The sequence below is a fragment of the Kitasatospora sp. NPDC059146 genome (genome assembly GCF_042786665.1).
Lineage (GTDB): Bacteria > Actinomycetota > Actinomycetes > Streptomycetales > Streptomycetaceae > Kitasatospora.
This window is the reverse complement of sequence record NZ_JBHZCY010000097.1, coordinates 1-13,494: the sequence shown is the minus strand read 5'-3', so window position 1 is coordinate 13,494 and position 13,494 is coordinate 1. Positions and strand designations below refer to the sequence as shown.

At 74.6% G+C, this 13,494-nt stretch carries 16 protein-coding genes; 9 read left to right on the top strand and 7 right to left on the bottom strand.

Annotated features, from left to right (window positions below; translation table 11 throughout):
* Positions 1-17 precede the first annotated feature (17 nt).
* Together ACFXPX_RS31510 and ACFXPX_RS31505 are read left to right on the top strand one after the other, a co-directional pair.
* Positions 18-1,127, top strand: coding sequence for a methyltransferase (locus ACFXPX_RS31510; RefSeq protein ID WP_375895624.1), 1,110 nt, complete (start codon positions 18-20; stop codon positions 1,125-1,127).
* Between the two features lie 73 nt (positions 1,128-1,200).
* Positions 1,201-1,434: an acyl-CoA carboxylase epsilon subunit gene (locus ACFXPX_RS31505; protein ID WP_380644203.1), complete on the top strand. Its 234-nt coding sequence runs from the start codon at positions 1,201-1,203 to the stop codon at positions 1,432-1,434.
* Positions 1,435-1,501: 67 nt separating this feature from the next.
* Here ACFXPX_RS31505 and ACFXPX_RS31500 read toward each other — a convergent pair whose 3' ends face one another.
* Positions 1,502-3,544 carry a serine hydrolase domain-containing protein gene (locus ACFXPX_RS31500; protein ID WP_380644202.1) on the bottom strand — a complete coding sequence of 681 codons (2,043 nt, stop codon included), beginning with the start codon at positions 3,542-3,544 and terminating at the stop codon, positions 1,502-1,504.
* 263 nt (positions 3,545-3,807) lie between these two features.
* Here ACFXPX_RS31500 and ACFXPX_RS31495 point away from each other — a divergent pair, with 263 nt between their 5' ends.
* Together ACFXPX_RS31495 and ACFXPX_RS31490 are read left to right on the top strand one after the other, a co-directional pair.
* Positions 3,808-5,172: a sensor histidine kinase gene (locus ACFXPX_RS31495; RefSeq protein WP_375895616.1), complete on the top strand. Its 1,365-nt coding sequence runs from the start codon at positions 3,808-3,810 to the stop codon at positions 5,170-5,172.
* Positions 5,136-5,786 (top strand): LuxR C-terminal-related transcriptional regulator, encoded by a 651-nt coding sequence (locus ACFXPX_RS31490; RefSeq protein ID WP_375895613.1) that lies wholly within the window; start codon positions 5,136-5,138, stop codon positions 5,784-5,786. The genes ACFXPX_RS31495 and ACFXPX_RS31490 overlap by 37 nt, the downstream gene beginning before the upstream one ends.
* A 28-nt stretch (positions 5,787-5,814) precedes the next feature.
* Here the strand turns inward: ACFXPX_RS31490 and ACFXPX_RS31485 are convergent, their stop codons facing one another.
* The 3 genes from ACFXPX_RS31485 to ACFXPX_RS31475 all read right to left on the bottom strand — a co-directional run bounded on the left by ACFXPX_RS31485 (position 5,815) and on the right by ACFXPX_RS31475 (position 8,883).
* Complete coding sequence (locus ACFXPX_RS31485; RefSeq protein ID WP_380644201.1) at positions 5,815-6,714, bottom strand: class I SAM-dependent methyltransferase; 900 nt, start codon at positions 6,712-6,714, stop codon at positions 5,815-5,817.
* A 98-nt stretch (positions 6,715-6,812) separates the two neighbouring features.
* Positions 6,813-7,808, bottom strand: a complete 996-nt coding sequence (locus ACFXPX_RS31480; RefSeq protein WP_380644200.1) for an NAD(P)/FAD-dependent oxidoreductase — start codon at positions 7,806-7,808, stop codon at positions 6,813-6,815.
* A 64-nt stretch (positions 7,809-7,872) separates the two neighbouring features.
* Positions 7,873-8,883, bottom strand: a complete 1,011-nt coding sequence (locus ACFXPX_RS31475; protein ID WP_380644199.1) for a hypothetical protein — start codon at positions 8,881-8,883, stop codon at positions 7,873-7,875.
* A 189-nt stretch (positions 8,884-9,072) separates the two neighbouring features.
* Here ACFXPX_RS31475 and ACFXPX_RS31470 point away from each other — a divergent pair, with 189 nt between their 5' ends.
* Together ACFXPX_RS31470 and ACFXPX_RS31465 are read left to right on the top strand one after the other, a co-directional pair.
* A complete protein-coding gene (locus ACFXPX_RS31470) occupies positions 9,073-9,348 on the top strand; it encodes a type II toxin-antitoxin system Phd/YefM family antitoxin (protein WP_375895603.1) in 276 nt (91 codons plus the stop codon).
* Entirely contained in the window at positions 9,345-9,749 is a 405-nt protein-coding gene (locus ACFXPX_RS31465) for a type II toxin-antitoxin system VapC family toxin (RefSeq protein WP_380525592.1), read from the top strand. The genes ACFXPX_RS31470 and ACFXPX_RS31465 overlap by 4 nt, the downstream gene beginning before the upstream one ends.
* 43 nt (positions 9,750-9,792) lie before the next feature.
* Here the strand turns inward: ACFXPX_RS31465 and ACFXPX_RS31460 are convergent, their stop codons facing one another.
* On the bottom strand, positions 9,793-10,362 hold the full coding sequence (locus ACFXPX_RS31460; RefSeq protein WP_380525593.1) for a GNAT family N-acetyltransferase: 570 nt from the start codon (positions 10,360-10,362) through the stop codon (positions 9,793-9,795).
* Between the two features lie 23 nt (positions 10,363-10,385).
* Positions 10,386-11,276, bottom strand: coding sequence for an NAD(P)-dependent oxidoreductase (locus ACFXPX_RS31455; protein WP_380644198.1), 891 nt, complete (start codon positions 11,274-11,276; stop codon positions 10,386-10,388).
* A gap of 96 nt (positions 11,277-11,372) precedes the next feature.
* Here ACFXPX_RS31455 and ACFXPX_RS31450 point away from each other — a divergent pair, with 96 nt between their 5' ends.
* Positions 11,373-11,705 (top strand): winged helix-turn-helix transcriptional regulator, encoded by a 333-nt coding sequence (locus ACFXPX_RS31450; protein WP_375895592.1) that lies wholly within the window; start codon positions 11,373-11,375, stop codon positions 11,703-11,705.
* 1 nt (position 11,706) lies between these two features.
* On the opposite strand, the gene ACFXPX_RS31445 is transcribed toward ACFXPX_RS31450, so the two are convergent.
* The gene (locus ACFXPX_RS31445; RefSeq protein WP_375895590.1) at positions 11,707-12,195 is read right to left on the bottom strand and encodes an LURP-one-related/scramblase family protein; all 489 of its coding nucleotides are present in this window, start codon (positions 12,193-12,195) and stop codon (positions 11,707-11,709) included.
* 108 nt (positions 12,196-12,303) lie between these two features.
* On the opposite strand from ACFXPX_RS31445, the gene ACFXPX_RS31440 reads away from it, so the two are divergent.
* Together ACFXPX_RS31440 and ACFXPX_RS31435 are read left to right on the top strand one after the other, a co-directional pair.
* Positions 12,304-12,810 carry a GNAT family N-acetyltransferase gene (locus tag ACFXPX_RS31440; RefSeq protein WP_375895587.1) on the top strand — a complete coding sequence of 169 codons (507 nt, stop codon included), beginning with the start codon at positions 12,304-12,306 and terminating at the stop codon, positions 12,808-12,810.
* Between the two features lie 43 nt (positions 12,811-12,853).
* A complete protein-coding gene (locus ACFXPX_RS31435; RefSeq protein WP_380595003.1) occupies positions 12,854-13,402 on the top strand; it encodes a hypothetical protein in 549 nt (182 codons plus the stop codon).
* Positions 13,403-13,494: the final 92 nt, after the last annotated feature.

Sequence of the window (13,494 nt, the reverse complement as noted above, 5' to 3'; positions counted from 1 at the left end):
GACTAGGAGAAACGACCATGACCATCCCCGCCGTGCGCACCTTCGACAACCACACCCCGCTCGTCGACACCGAGCTGCTCCCCGGCCGCGGCACCGGCGTCAACGCCGCCCACCGGATGTACGAGCACCTCATCGGCATCTGGGCCACCGGCGTCATCGAGGCCGCCCACGACCTCGGCGCCTTCACCGCCCTGATCGCCGCCCCGGCCACCGCCGGGGAGCTCTCCAGCCGGCTCGGCACCGACCTGCGCGCCACCCGCGTCCTGCTGGACGGCCTGGCCGCCTACGACGTGGTCGAGCGCAGCCGCGCGGCGGACGGCCAGGCCGTCTACACCCTGCCACCGGAGATGCACGACGTCTTCGCCCCCGAGGGCCTGTACAGCCTGGTCGGCAAGATCCGGCACGACCGCAACGTCGCCTGGGGCGCCTGGCGCAACCTGGCCGGCAACGTCCGCTCCGGCGCCCGCAACTCCGAGGGCTCGCAGCAGCTCAACCAGATCTCCGAGGAGGACTACACCTCCCTCGTCCGCGGCATCAACTTCTGGGCCCCGCCGATCGCCGCCACCCTCGCCGACGCCCTGCGCGAGCAGGGCTGGACCGACGGCGCCGGCCGCACCCTGCTCGACGTCGGCTGCGGCACCGGCATCTACAGCCAGCTGCTGCTCCAGGAGTTCAGCGGCCTCAACGCCCGGGCCCTGGACGCCGAGCGGATCGTCCCGATCGCCAACGCCCAGGCCCACCGCCTCGGTGTCGCCGACCGCTTCAACCCGGAGATCGCCGACTTCTGGTCCGACGACTGGGGCACCGGCGTCGACGTTGCCCTCTTCGTCAACATCTTCCACCTCCAGACCCCCGAGTCGGCCCGCGAGCTCCTCCTCCGCTCCGCCAAGTCCCTCACCGAGGACGGCGTCATCGCCATCGCCGACCACATCGTCGACGAGGACAGCACCGACGGGAACACCCAGAACCGCTTCTTCCGCCTCTTCGCCGCCTCCATGCTCGCCACCGGCGGCGGCGACGCCTTCACCGTCCAGGACTACGACCAGTGGCTCGCCGACGCCGGGCTGCGCCGCGTCGCCCTGCTCGACACCCCCATGCACCGTCTCCTCCTGGTCAAGCACGCCTGATCCGACGACCCCCCCTCGACGGCCCCGACGCCCCGCGTCGGGGCCGTCGGGGTTCCCCCACCCGGAGGCTCCCGTGACCGACCGCCCCGCCCTCTTCCGCACCGACCTCTTCCGCCCCGTCCTCTTCTGCACCGACCAGGACCTCACCCCCGAGGAGATCGCCGCCCTCACCGTGCTCCTGCTCCAGCACAGGGCCACCCGCGCTGCGGCGGCCGCCGCGACCCCGTCCACCCGCCGCACCGTCCGCTGGCACGACGTCTCGCTCCGGCCGCCGGTCCCCACCACCTCCTGGCAGATCGTCGCCTGACACCCGACGGCCCCCGGCGTCGCCGCCGGGGGCCGTGGCCGTCCCCTTCCGTCCGCCCCGCCCCGCCTCACCCGATCAGATCCAAGGAGCCCGCCACGTGCCCGGTCCCGATGAGGTCGTAGCCCCCGGCCAGCACCAGGAACAGCACCGCCGCCACGGCCAGCACCGTGTAGTGCAGCCGACCGAACACCCCCCACCAGCCCCGCACCCAGGCGAGGACCGCGCAGAGCACCGTCAGCAGGGTCAGTCCCAGGGCCCCGAGGTACATCGCCGGCACCACCGTCAGCAGCGGCGAATCCCCCAGGAACAGCGTCTGGTTGAGGGCGTTGGAGTCCGAGGTCAGCAGCGCGAAGCACCCGGTCGCCACGACCAGCAGCAGTCCCGTCACCCACCCCAGCAGCCGGGCCGCCGGCGCCCCGGCCCGCCCCTTGCCCCGCACCGACCGCACCACCGCGGCGACCAGCCACCCGATCACCGTGAGACCCAGCACCACCAGGCTCCCGAGCGCCACCCGCTGGTGCAGTTCCGGGGCCTGGTACCAGGCCAGCGGCTGGTACGCGACGGTCGGGTCGCCGTCCGTCAGCATCGAGACCACGTCCCCGTCGCCGTTCAGCTCGAAGGCGATCCGGGCGCTCCCGCCCACCTGCTGGAAGAGCCCCGGTTCCACCTGCTGCCACCGGGTCTCGCCCGCCTGCGGGTCCCGGACGACCGGCCCGCTCACGACGAGCTCAGCGCCCCGCGCCGCCACGTGCACGGACCCCATCAGCGCCGACGCCCTGGTCAGGTTGGACTGGCTGACCCGGGTCGACCGGTAGTCCCCGGTGAACTTCCCCAGGTCCCCGCCCACCACCGCCGGGGCGGCAGCGGCCGGAGCCGGGTAGAACCGGTCCACGAAGGCGTTGAGCACCTGCTGGGTCGCCCACCCGCCGGTGGAGTCCTCGCCGTCCCCGTTGACGGTCACGTACAGTCCGACCCCCCGCTCCGGCAGCAGCGCCAGGTTGCTGTGGAAGCCGGGCACGTCGCCGTCCTTGACCAGCAGCTGCTGCCCGTTGCGGTCGCGCTGTTCGAGCAGGTAGGCCATCCCGGGCATCCGCCGGTCGGGCCCGAAGTGCCGGGCGAGCAGCTGCGCGGTGCCGTCCCGGTCCAGGACCGGACGGCCCTCCAGGGAGCCGCCGTTCAGCAGGGCCAGCATCAGCCGTCCCATGTCGGTGACGGTGGTGACGGCGGCCGCGCCGGTCGGGGTGAGCGGCCCGTACAGCCCCTCGGTCTCGGTCTGGCCGTCGCCCTCGGGCCGGTAGCCGTGGGCGAGTTCGGCGTCGACGGCGGCCGGGTGGGGCTGGGTGAAGGTGGTGCGCTCCATCCCGAGCGGCTGCAGCACGTGCTGCGCGACGTACTGGTCGAAGGGCTGTCCGGAGACCACCTCGACCAGGTAACCGGCCAGCGCGACACCGTAGTTGTCGTACGCGGCGACCACCCCCGGCGCCCGGACCCGGTCCGGCTGGTGGGCGGCCAGCGCGTCGCCGAGGCTCCCGACGTGCTGCGGCCCGGCCTGGGCCAGCCCCATGAAGGTGTCGTCGAAGCCGCCGGTGTGGGTCAGCAGGTTCTCGACGGTGACCGGGTGTCCCGGGTAGCTGTCCCTGACCTTGAACGTGCTCAGGTAGGTGTTGACGTCCGCGTGCAGGTCCAACTTCCCGGCCCGGACCTGCTGGAGGACGGCGACGGCGGTGAACACCTTGGCGTCGGAGCCCGTGAAGAACGCGGTCCGGTCGGGGTCGACGGCCTTGTGCCCGGGCACGTCGGAGACGCCGTAGCCGCCGGCGAAGACCTGCCGGCCGCCGGCCACCACGCTGACCGCCGCGCCGGGGATCCGGTGCTCGGCGAGCAGCTTCGGCACGATCTCGTCGAAGAGCCGCTTCACCGATCCGGGGTCGGGTGGTGCCGAGCCGCCGGCCGCCGCCGAACTCCCGCTGCCCGCCGTCGCGGTGGCCGCGTGGGCCCGGTCCGGCGTGAGCCCGTACAGGAACAGGCCGATCGCCGCGAGCACCAGGACCAGTCGCACCCAACCCCGCCGGGCCAGCGGCCGGTTCGCCTCGCCACGTCGCGCGCTCATGATGAACTCCCGTTCGATACAAGTGATTTACGGAAGCTCCGGCGCCCTTGCGGCGGGTCGCTCCCCGACACCCGCAACACTAGGCCGGGCACCGTTTCCGGGACATGGCCTCTGGGCGTCGATCGGGGGGTGTACCCAGGTACCACCAACAGGGGTCCAGGGCCCAGTGATCGGAACGGCGGCGGACGGCAGTCTGGATGTCGTCAGCAAGCAACGGGTAGGGATACCGGCCGCGAGGCCGTCACGGAAAGGGCCGAGCGGTCATGACCAGCAGCATCACCACGGGAGTTGTGAACAACGTGCAGAACACCGACACCACGGGCGGCCGCAGCCGGCGCAACCCGCTCGGCATGCTGGGCAACGCCGTCCGGTCCCTGCTGCGGGGCCCCGCGCTGGCCGCGTTCGCCGTGCCGCAGCTGCTGCTGCTCACCGCCGCCTCGGTCACCGCCTCGCTGATGGGCCTCGCGGTCGGCGCGCTGCTGGTGCCGCCCACGCTCCTCGCGGTCCGCGGCCTGGCCGGCCTGCGGCGCCGGCTCGCCGCCCGCTGGAACGGCGTCGAGATCCGTGACCCCTACCAGCCGCTGCCGGAGGCCGCACCCGGCCTCCAGGGGGCCTGGAAGCGCTGCCAGGCGATGCTGGCGGACCAGGCCACCTGGCGCGACCTGCTCTGGCTGGTGGTCGACCCGGTGGTCGGCTTCACGGTGGCGCTGTTCCCGCTCCTGGTGGTCGCCTACGGCGCCTTCGGCCTGGTGCTGCCGCAGGTCTGGCAGTCGATCGCCGACAACGGCGGCAACACCTGGTACCTGTGGATCCACGTCACCGACTCGGGTGCCGCCGGCACCGCCGCCCTGTTCGGCGTCCCGGTGATGCTGGCCGGCCTGGCGATCGCCCCCGCCGCGCTGCGCGGCCACACCGCGCTCGCCAAGGCGCTGCTGGGCCCGACCGCCCGGGCCGAGGCGCTGGCCGCCGAGCGCAAGGTCGCCCACCTCACCGAGACCCGGCGCGACGCGCTGACCACCCAGGCCGCCGAACTGCGCCGGATCGAGCGCGACCTGCACGACGGTGCGCAGGCCCGGCTGGTGGCCATGGGCATGAACCTGGGCGTCGCCGAGCGGCTGGTCGAGCGTGACCCGGAGGCCGCCAAGCAGCTGCTCGCCGAGACCCGCCAGGCCTCCGCCTCCGCCCTGAACGAGCTGCGCGACCTGGTCCGCGGCATCCACCCGCCGGTGCTGGCCGACCGCGGCCTGGCCGACGCCGTCCGGGCCCTGGGCATGGACAGCCCGCTGAACGTGACGGTCTCCGCCGAACTGCCCGGCCGCCCCGAGGCCCCGGTCGAGTCCGCCGTCTACTTCGCCGTCTCCGAGGCGCTCACCAACGCCGCCAAGCACTCCGGCGCGAGCCACGTCGACGTCCAACTCTGGTACGAGAACGGCACCCTGAAGGCCCAAATCACGGACGACGGCACCGGCGGCGCCGACCCCTCCCGCGGCACCGGCCTGCGCGGCCTGGAGCGCCGACTTGCTACCTTCGACGGAGTCCTGGCCGTCCGCAGCCCGCTCGGCGGCCCCACGACCCTGACGATGGAGCTGCCGTGCGAGTTGTACTCGCGGAGGACCTCTTCCTCCTGAGGGACGGCCTGGTCCGGATGCTGCAGGCCTACGACTTCGAGGTCGTGGCCGCGGTGGACACCGGACCGGACCTGTTGCAGGCCCTCCTCACCGAACGGCCGGACGTGGCAGTCGTCGACGTACGACTGCCCCCGACGTTCACCGACGAGGGCCTGCAGGCGGCTCTGGAAGCGCGCCGGCAGATCCCCGGTCTGCCGGTGCTCGTGCTTTCCCAGTACGTGGAGCAGCTCTACGCCAAGGAGTTGCTCGCCGACGGCACCGGCGCGATCGGCTACCTGCTCAAGGACCGGGTCTTCGACCCCGACGAGTTCGTGGCGACGGTCCACCGGGTGGCGGCGGGCGGCACCGCGCTGGACCCGCAGGTGATCGCGATGCTGGTCAACAACACCGGCCGCAGCAAGCCGCTGGAGCGCCTGACGCCGCGTGAGCGCGAAGTCCTGGAGCTCATGGCGGAGGGGCGCTCGAACGGGGCCATCGCCGAACGGATGGTGATCACCGAGCGGGCCGTGAAGAAGCACACCGCGAACATCTTCCTCAAGCTCGACCTGCCGCCCTCCGAGGAGGACCACCGCCGGGTGCTGGCCGTCCTGGCCTTCCTCCAGGTCGCTCCCTGAGCCACCCCGGCAGGGCGCGGCGACCCCCTCAGGCCTTGCGCCCGGTGTGCACCGTCATCGCCGACAGGTAGAACGCGTCCGGCCGCCGCAGGATCCCGGTCGGCGCGTCCTCGTCGATCAGCGCCTCCAGGGTCGCCCGGTCCCGCGGGTCGATCGCCTCGGCCAACTGGTCGTGGCGCCGGCCCAGTTGGGTGTGCAGGTACTCGCGGACCGGGCGGGCCAGCGGTGCCGGGTGGTCGACCAGGAAGGTCCGGGTGCCGCTGGGCTCCAGTCCGGCCCGCCGGAGCATGGCCGGCCAGTCCTCGACCTCCTCGGTGGCGTCGGGCAGTTCGGCCCGCATGGCGGCGAAGCCGTCCTCGTGGGCGGCGTCCAGCCGGGCCTGGAAGCCGGGCCGGCCGAGGCCGAAGTCGCGGGGCAGGAAGCGCGGCGGCAGGCCGCTCTCCGCGACGGCGAGCAGGCCGCCGGGGCGCAGCCGGCCGGCCAGCGCGGTGAGCGCGGCCTGCTGGTCGCCGAGGTGGTGGATCGCGTTGCCGGACCAGATCAGGTCGGCCTCGCCGAGCTTGTCGAACTCGGCGGGCAGGTCGGCCTGTTGGATGCCGAGCCGGCCGCCGGAGCGGGTCCGGGCGCGCTCCAGCAGGGCGGCCGACCGGTCGACGGCGACCACCTCGGCGGCCGGGAGGACCGCCGCGAGCTGCTGGGCGATCACCCCGGGCCCGGCGCCGACGTCGAGGACCCGGCGGACCGTGCCGTCCCCGGCGAGGCCGGACAGCCACTGCCCGGCCGCGGTGACGGCGTCGGCCCGCAGCTCGGCCTCCCGCTCCAGGTGTGCCGCGAGCGCGTCCCAGTCGAGGTCGGCGGCCGGGACCTGCCCGGGGCCGTGCTGGTGCTGGTGCCCGTGCTGGTGCTGACCGTGCTGGTGTGCGGACATGGTGGTGCCTCTCCGGTGGTGGGTGCGTGGGTGGGTGGCTGGGTGCGTGGCTGGGTGCGTGGGTCGGTCGGCCGGTCGGTCGCTGGTAGCTTCCCCGCTCAGACCGGCAGGGCCGGCCCGGACGCGCGGCACAGGGCGACCGCCCGTCCGATCTCCTCGTCCACCAGGTCGTGGTCGAGGACGAAGGCGGCGGCCGCGCCCGCCCCGGCGGCGACGACCACCTGGGCGCGCGGGTCGGCGACGTTGCCGACGGCCCAGACGCCGGGGACGCTGGTGCGGCCGGTCCGGTCGGTGGTGACCCAGCCGTCGTCGTCCCGGGCGCAGTCCAGTCCGAGGAGCAGCGCGTCCCGGGGCACCGGCCGGGGGGCGACGAAGACGGCCTCCCGGGTGACCACCCGCCCGGTGTCGAGTTCGACGCCGCGCAGCCGCCCGTCGTCGGCGACCACCCGGACGATCCGGCCCTCGACGACCCGGACGCCGCGCGCCGCGAGCCGTTCCCGCTCGGCGGCGGTGGGCTCCAGGGTGTGGGCGAGCAGCACCACGTCGTCCGACCACTGCCGCAGCAGCAGCGCCTGGTTGACGGCCCCCGGGCCGGTGCCGAGCACCCCGAGCGGGCGGTCGCGGACCTCCCAGCCGTGGCAGTACGGGCAGTGCAGGACGTCCCGGCCCCAGCGTTCGGCGAGGCCGGGCAGGTCGGGCAGGCCGTCCCGCAGCCCGGTGGCGACGACGAGCCGGCGCGCGTGCAGCACCGGCCCGCCGGCCAGTCGGACCACGAAGCCGGGTTCGGCCGGTCCGGCCCGCTCGACGTGTTCGACCCGGCCGTCGATCAGGTGCACCCCGTACCGGGCGACCTCCTCGCGGCCGACCGCGAGCAGTGCGGCCGGGGGCATGCCCTCCCGGCTGAGGAAGCCGTGCATGTGGGCGGCGGGGGCGTTGCGCGGTTCACCCGCGTCCACCAGCGCGACCCGGCGCCGGGCCCGGCCCAGCACCAGGGCGGCGTTCAGTCCCGCCGCACCGGCGCCGACCACCACCGCGTCGTAGCCCTCCGCCGTGCCGTTCGCGCCGTTCTTCCCGGTCGTCGTCTTCTCGGTCATCGTCGCTCACCTCCACCGCCAGGCTGCGACCGACCATCCCGTATCGGCAAGCTTTGTTGCCGCCTCAGCAAACACTTCCCTGCCCTCCCCGCCCCCGCCCCCGCTCACGCCCCGGTCCGGTCCGGTCCGGTCCGGTCCGCCGCCAGTACGAGCGGGTGGCCACCGCCAGCGCCACCCCGTACCCGGCGAAGGCGCCCATCCCGACCCACCCGATCTGCATCGCCTGCTCCGGCGTCCCCAGCGCGCCCACCCGCATCCCGGTCACCCCGGCGGCGCACAGCGACAGGTAGCCGATCCCGAGCAGCCCGTACGGCGCCAGCGTGACCGCGCCGATCAGCGCCGGGGCGAGCGGCAGCCAGCGCGGTACGGGCCGGCCGCGCAGCGGCAGGGTCCAGCGCGGGAACACCTGCCCCCACGGCCGCACCAGCCCCCACAGCAGGAACACCCCGAGCGCCGCCAGCAGCACGGTGCCGTCCAGCCCCCGGCGCTCCAGGGCCAGCCAGATCCCGGAGGAGCCGTTGCGCACGTAGTCGGCGTACATCCGGTCGCCGCTGATCCCCGCGAAGCTGCCGCCGAAGGCCCAGACCAGCTTCATCACCACATACGGCACGAAGGCCAAGGTCCCCGCCCAGGCCGCGAGTTGGACGGCGGCCGGGGCCGCCGAGGGCGCCGCCCGGAAGGCCGTCCGCGCCGCGACCGGCCCCCGGGCCCGCGCGGTGCCCGCCAGCAGCAGCGCCCCGGCCGCGGCCAGCACCTTGTGCACCGCGTCCGGGACGCTGTCCACGCCCTGCCCGAACAGCAGCGTCACCACGTCCATCAGCAGGCTCCAGGACGCCACCGCGGCCAACCCGCACAGCAGCCACAACCCCCGGGTCAGCCCCCGCCCCGGCCGCCCCCGGGCCGCCGCCCACCCGGCCCCGACCGCCACCGCCCCGACCCCGGCGACCGCCCACCCGACCCAGCCGGCCCCCCACAGCGCCGTCCCGCCCAACCCGCAGCCCGCCCCGAACCCCGCGTACCCGAGGCCCCAGCCGGCCACCGCCCGACCGTCCCGCACCCACTCCCCGATCATCATGGCCCCAGGCTCACCCGCCCGCCCCGGCCCCGGCCTCCCCCGGCGTGACCATCCCCCTCCCCCCACCGGGGGATCCCCGCGTCCCTGACCCGCCGCCCTCGTGGAGCCCCGGACCGCCCCGCATCCCGACCGGCCCGGGGCTCCACGCAAACTGCTACACGGCGCATTACAGCGCGATACAATGGCTCCATGAAGACCATCACGCAGCGCGAGCTCGCGGCGCGGTCCAAGGCCGTGCTCGACGACGTCGAAGCCGGAGAGATCTACCACATCACCCGGAACGGCACCGAGATCGCCGAGGTCCGGCCGATCAGCAGTCGCCGCCGGTTCGTCCCCGTCGAAGAGCTCCAGCGGAAGTGGCAGAACGCACCCGTGATCGACGCAGCGGAGATGCGTGCCGAAGCCGATGCCTTCTACGGTGACGAGGACCGGGTCGGCGGCGACGACCCGTGGGAGCAGGCGTGACCGGGCGACACCAACGCGGACTGCTCGACACCTGCGTCGTGATCGACCTGCCGCGGATCGACCCACGGCTCCTGCCGGTCGAGGCCGCGGTGGCATCCATCGTGCTGGCCGAACTCGCCCAGGGCGTCGCGATGGCCAAGGATCCCGTGCAGGTGCTGGCCAGGGCACAGCGGCTCGCGGACGTGGAGGCGGAGTTCACCGCGCTCCCGTTCGACCGCGAGGCAGCCCGGAGGTTCGGCACACTGACGGCGCTCACCATCCAGGCCAAGCGTGATCCCCGGCCCCGCCGCATGGCTCTGATGATCGCGGCGACGGCGGCCGCCCACGGCCTGCCGCTCTACACCCGGAACGCCGCCGACTTCATCGGCCTGGAAGCGGGCGTCCAGGTCGTTCCGCTCTGACGTCCGGCGGCCCGGGCGCCGGGCCGCCGGAGCCACCCGCGCGCTACCCCCGCGGCGCGGCGAAGCAGTGCACGTCGACCGTGCGGCCGGAGGCCCAGCGCTGTTCGCCGCTGCCGAGCAGGGTCCAGCCGAGGCGCCGGTAGAGGGCCAGGGCGGCGGTGTCGGTGGCGAGCACGTCGAGCACGGGGTGCAGGCCGAGGGTCCGGGCGTGCACCACGGCGTGGGCGAGCAGCCCGGTGCCGGCCCCGCGGCCGCGGGCGGCCGGGGCGACGTACAGGCGGCCGATCAGGGCGGTGAGTTCCGGTCTGCCGCCGGTGCGCAGGCTCCACAGCCCGGGGGCGAGGTCGCCGGGGCCGCAGCGGACCAGGCCGACGTGGCCGACGATCCGGCCGTCCGCCTCGGCGACCCAGGCGGCCAGCAGGCCGTCCGGGCTGAGCCAGGCGGCGGGCCGCTCGGGCCACTCGGCGGGGTAGCCGTCGATGGTGTGGACGTCGCCCAGGGCCCGTACGCAGTCGGCGAGATCGGCGGCGCGGCGCCGTCGGACGCCCACCCCCGCACCGGTCTGCCGAGGTCCGGACGCGACGACATTGGCGCGTTCTTCAAGGTCAGCCATGCCGGTACGTTACCGGCCGGCCCTCACCGCCGCAGCAGGTCGACCACCCCGGTGAGGTCCTCGGCGCCGCTGCCGAGCGCCAACCGGTGTTCCATCAACCGGAAGTACGGGGCCAGCAGTTCGACGCTCACCCCCTGTTCCTCGGCGGTGCGCAGCAGCGTCCCCCGGCCCGCGACCTGCATCGCCAGGTTGGAGACCACGCCGGTGGTGAGGTCCCCGCTCTCCAGCTGCGCCGCCGTCCGTTCGACCGATCCGGCCATCGCGGTGAGCCAGTCCCGCAGCAGCGGCGCGAGGTCACCCGGCGCCACCGCCTCGCCCCGGACCAGCGCGAAGGCGTGGGCGACCCCGGCGAACATCCCGTACATCGCGCTGAGCAGCGCCACGTCGTGCAGCGCCGCGTACCCGGCGTCCGCGCCCACGTACCGGGCCCCCGCCGGCACGCCCAACGCCTCCCGGTGCTCCTCGAAGACCGCCGCCGAACCGCTGTAGAAGACGTACGCCCCGGCCGCCGGTACGCCGATCATCGGCGGCACGGCCATGATCCCGCCGTCCAGGTAGCGGGCGCCACGCGCCTCGGCCCAGGCCGCCCGGGCGCGGGCCTGCCCCGGGGTGCTGGTGACCAGGTCGACCAGGTCCTTCCCGGCCAGCTCCACCCCCTCCAACGCCCGCTCCACCGAGTCGTCGTCGAGCAGGCAGACCACCACCAGCCGCCCGGCCGCGACGGCCTCACCGACGGTGGCCGCCACCACCGCGCCGGCGGCGGCGAGCGGTTCGGCGCGGGCGGCGGTGCGGTTCCAGACGGTGAGCGGGTGCCCGGCGGCGAGCCAGGCGCGGGCCAGCGCGGTGCCCATCGCGCCGAGGCCGAGCAGGGTGACGTGGGTCTCGGGTGAGGTCTCAACTGTCTTCTGTGCCATGCCGATCAGCCTCGTCCCGGCCCCACCCGTGATCAAGTACGCACTTCGGAGTGGGTGGTTACCCTGGGGTGAGCGACGAGGTCGGAAGGGGTGGGCATGGCGACCGTGCCGAGGCCGGGGGCGCACGTCTGCGGGATCGACGCCGCGATGGACGTGATCGGCGGCAAGTGGAAGGTACTGATCCTCTGGGCCCTCGGCGAGCGCCCGCACTGCCGCTTCGGCGAGCTGCGCCGGCTGGTGCCGGGGATCACCGAGAAGGTGCTGGCCGCCCACCTGCGCGAACTGGAGGCGGACGGCATCGTGCGCCGGGAGGCCTACGACGAGGTGCCGCCCCGGGTCGAGTACGCGCTGACCGACGCCGGGCGGCAGCTGAACGCGGCCCTGGCCCCGCTGGGCGCCTGGGGCCGGGACCACGTCCTGAACCGCTGACTCAGTGCTCCTCCGCCACCAGGTGGTCGACGCAGGCCGCGATCGCGAGCAGCAGCCCGGTGTCCGCCCCGTCGGCGACCTCCACCCCGTAGGTGTCGCGGACCCGGAACCACTTGCGGGAGATCCGGGCCAGCCGGTCCCCGTGCTGGTTCTCGACCCGGTAGTCCTTGTCGACCAGGTCACCGTGGATCCTGAGCTCACCACCGCCGGCCAGCTCCACCAGGTACTTGTCCCGGAACGGCGTGAACAGCTTCTCCCTGACGGTCGCGACGACCTCGCCCTCGGCGTCCTCGATCTTCATCGCGTCCCGGACGGTGAGCATCTTCTCCTTCACCACCGCGACCACGTGCCCGTGCGCGTCCTTGAGCTCGAAGGTGTGCCGCAGCCGCAGCACCTTGCCGTCCACCAGGTAGGCCTTGTGCCCCCGGTCGTCCTCGATCCAGTAGTCGTCGCCGACCGCGAACAGCTTCTCCCTGACCAGGTACCGCACGTGGGCCTCCTCCGTCGTCCGACTCGAACCACCCATTCGACCCTCCCCCGCACCCACCGGAAAGGACGCCGCGCCGAGGCCGCCACCCCCACCCGCTTGAATACCGCCATGCTGATCACCACCCTCCACAGCGAGCGCCTCGACCTCCTCCCCCTCGCCCCCGAGCACGCCGACGACCTCGCCGCCGCCCTCGCCGACCCGGCCCTGCACACCTTCACCGGCGGCAGCCCGGCCACCCCCGCCCAGTGGCGCGCCCGCTGCACCCGGCTCGCCGCCGGCTCCCCGGACCCGGCCGAGATCTGGGGCAACTGGGTCCTCCGTCTCCGCACCGACGACGCCCTGACCGGCTACGTCCAGGCCACCGTCCACCCCGCGGCCGCCGAGGCCGAACTCGCCTGGGTGGTCGGCACCCCCTGGCAGGGCCGCGGCCTGGCCACCGAGGCCGCCCGCACCCTGCTCGCCCACCTCACCGCCGCCGGCATCACCACCGCCGTCGCCCACGTCCACCCCGACCACCACGCCTCCGCCCGCATCGCCCGCACCCTCGGCCTGCACCCCACCCCGCACACCGTGGACGGCGAAATCCGCTGGCAGGCCGATCTTCCGCACCCGTAGCATCCGAGCACCCCGCCCCCGCCCGGCAGCCCAGGAGCACCCCGTGTCCGTCGACGCCGACCTCCACCTGCGCTGGCCCGACGGCCTCGCCCCCACCACCGGCGAACTGGCCGCCCTGCTCGGCCTCCGGTACGGGGCGGACGGCGGCCCCTGGGGCGAGGCCACCGCCCCGGACGGCCGCAGCACCATGCGGGTCCGCATCTCCACCGACCCCGCCGACCTCCCCGGCCGGGCCGCCGAGCACCGCTACGACCACTGCCTGCTCCGCCCCCACGGCCTGATCGAGGCCGCCTTCGGCATCGACTCCCCCGGCGCCGACGACTACTGGACGGCCGCCCGCACCCTGCTCGCCCCGGAACCCGCAGACATCGACCTGACCCTCTGCTGGGGCACCGGAACCCCCACCCAGCGCACCACCCGCTACACCGGCCGCCAGATCACCCCCGACCAGCTCGACACCTTCGCCGACCACCTCACCGCCACCCTCACCCGCCCCGGCGAACAACTCGACCTCACCCTCCGGCTCGGCCCCCACCTCCTCCGCCACCAGACCGCCACCCACCCCCCCACCGACCTCCGCCTCCTCCCCTGACCCCACCCCGCACCCACCCCACCCCCCACGGGCGCGCGGGCCACCGCCCCCCCCGCCCCCACCCCCCCCCAGCAACCACCCCCCCCCCCCGC

Bases quoted from the DNA above. Each gene is read 5' to 3' on its own strand.
- ACFXPX_RS31500 (WP_380644202.1), bottom strand. From the start codon at position 3,544: ATGAGCGCGCGACGTGGCGAGGCGAACCGGCCGCTGGCCCGGCGGGGT.
- ACFXPX_RS31480 (WP_380644200.1), bottom strand. From the start codon at position 7,808: ATGACCGAGAAGACGACGACCGGGAAGAACGGCGCGAACGGCACGGCG.
- ACFXPX_RS31440 (WP_375895587.1), top strand. From the start codon at position 12,304: ATGCTGATCACCACCCTCCACAGCGAGCGCCTCGACCTCCTCCCCCTC.
- ACFXPX_RS31450 (WP_375895592.1), top strand. From the start codon at position 11,373: ATGGCGACCGTGCCGAGGCCGGGGGCGCACGTCTGCGGGATCGACGCC.
- ACFXPX_RS31510 (WP_375895624.1), top strand. From the start codon at position 18: ATGACCATCCCCGCCGTGCGCACCTTCGACAACCACACCCCGCTCGTC.
- ACFXPX_RS31485 (WP_380644201.1), bottom strand. From the start codon at position 6,714: ATGTCCGCACACCAGCACGGTCAGCACCAGCACGGGCACCAGCACCAG.
- ACFXPX_RS31460 (WP_380525593.1), bottom strand. From the start codon at position 10,362: ATGGCTGACCTTGAAGAACGCGCCAATGTCGTCGCGTCCGGACCTCGG.
- ACFXPX_RS31470 (WP_375895603.1), top strand. From the start codon at position 9,073: ATGAAGACCATCACGCAGCGCGAGCTCGCGGCGCGGTCCAAGGCCGTG.
- ACFXPX_RS31475 (WP_380644199.1), bottom strand. From the start codon at position 8,883: ATGATGATCGGGGAGTGGGTGCGGGACGGTCGGGCGGTGGCCGGCTGG.
- ACFXPX_RS31455 (WP_380644198.1), bottom strand. From the start codon at position 11,276: ATGGCACAGAAGACAGTTGAGACCTCACCCGAGACCCACGTCACCCTG.
- ACFXPX_RS31495 (WP_375895616.1), top strand. From the start codon at position 3,808: ATGACCAGCAGCATCACCACGGGAGTTGTGAACAACGTGCAGAACACC.